The organism is Candidatus Thiosymbion oneisti (genome assembly GCF_004359955.1).
In the GTDB taxonomy this organism is placed as follows: Bacteria; Pseudomonadota; Gammaproteobacteria; order Chromatiales; family Chromatiaceae; genus Thiosymbion; species Thiosymbion oneisti.
Genome location: NZ_SMSC01000083.1, coordinates 1 through 1,377 on the forward strand (window position 1 = coordinate 1; position 1,377 = coordinate 1,377).

At 43.4% G+C, this 1,377-nt stretch carries 2 protein-coding genes; both read right to left on the bottom strand.

What is annotated here, in order from left to right; genetic code table 11:
• Positions 1–342: 342 nt before the first annotated feature.
• A complete protein-coding gene (locus E1958_RS19480; protein WP_133513349.1) occupies positions 343–819 on the bottom strand; it encodes a methyltransferase domain-containing protein in 477 nt (158 codons plus the stop codon).
• Between the two features lie 286 nt (positions 820–1,105).
• Positions 1,106–1,377 (bottom strand): hypothetical protein (locus E1958_RS21500; protein WP_243725310.1); only part of this gene is annotated, 272 nt, incomplete at its 5' end.

Below are 1,377 nucleotides of genomic sequence, written 5' to 3' on the forward strand. Positions count from 1 at the left end.
CGGCGCTTAAGCGTTTGCCGCTAGGGATGGCGTGGGAAAATCGCCATTTAATGCCCTGTCGATGGTCCGGAAGTACGACGGCAGCATCAATGGTAAAAGGTTGCTTCTTGCGTCCCTCAGCAAAAACATGACGCAGGATACTAACCTGTTCGGTGAGCAAACGACGGCGCCGTTCCAGTCAGGCCACAGTGAAGAAGCAGGTACCGCCTGGGATAACAGCACGAACGTCATGGGGCATGGGATCGGGGATCTCATGTGCTGCTCAGCCTACGCGGGCTAAATTCCGACTTAAAATAAAGTTAGAATTAAATAGTGGTTTGTCCCCTACTTATCGTTCCGGCCCTACGGCGGCAGTTCTGCAACTGCTGAATAAAAGGTAAAACAGAAAGTTCCGCCAGGATACGCTGTTTTATATAGGTCTGCAATGCCTCTATCAAAAGTTTCGTGATCAATTATGCCTGTTTCAATAGCTAAGTTGCGTATCTCCTCAATCATGGGAACATATATGCTTCTAACAAAATTCTGAGCAAATTTTAAAAAATCAGAATCGGTATAAATAGGTAAAGGCGTTACTTTTATTGAAATAAATCCGGCTCTTGTCAAAAGAGGATAAAGTTCTCGACCTATATTTGCATTGCCACCTGTCATTTTTTGTACATCCACTTGACATTGAATTACCTTTTTCGCATGATCGCTATCGGGGTAAAAATGAGCTGAATCATGATCGCCTTCAATAAATCGAATTGTGCCAGATGTTTTGAGCAGCCTTTTGATATTCGTCAACGCATTCATTGGTTCAGCCAAATGCTCAAGACTCAACCACTATGCACTAAAGTGCATAGGTTGCTCCTGACCACTATGCACTAAAGTGCATAGGTTGCTCCTGGACTGAAAGTCCGGGATCATCCGAGGATCAGGTTTCCTGCATCTATGCGAGAAAGAGGACGAGGATGTTCCAACGCTTCCTGAACCCTGCCATCTACCTTATTTCCTGTTGTTCTGGCACCCGATCCGATCGCTCAAACGTGTTTTCCCCAGGATCGTTTTTTAGCGTCGGAAATTCGCTTTGAAGAGACCGTCTGATTACCGCTTCTTCGATCACTCATTAGCGGCATGAGAGAATACCTGTGTAGCAGCTAAAGCCTTGCACTAAAGTGCATAGTTTTGGACTAGCGTCCTGAAACAATAAAGCTGCCAAAAATGTGATCAAACGATGCTGACTCAAAAGGGAGATCAAGTATGTCTCCTTGTTGAAATGAAACATTATTGATTCCTTTTTCTTTAGCCAATCTTTCAGATCTTTAATAGAAGATGATGATATATCAATTGCTGTTATATTCGTTCTTGGGTTATTTCTTGCTAAAATTATAGATTGTG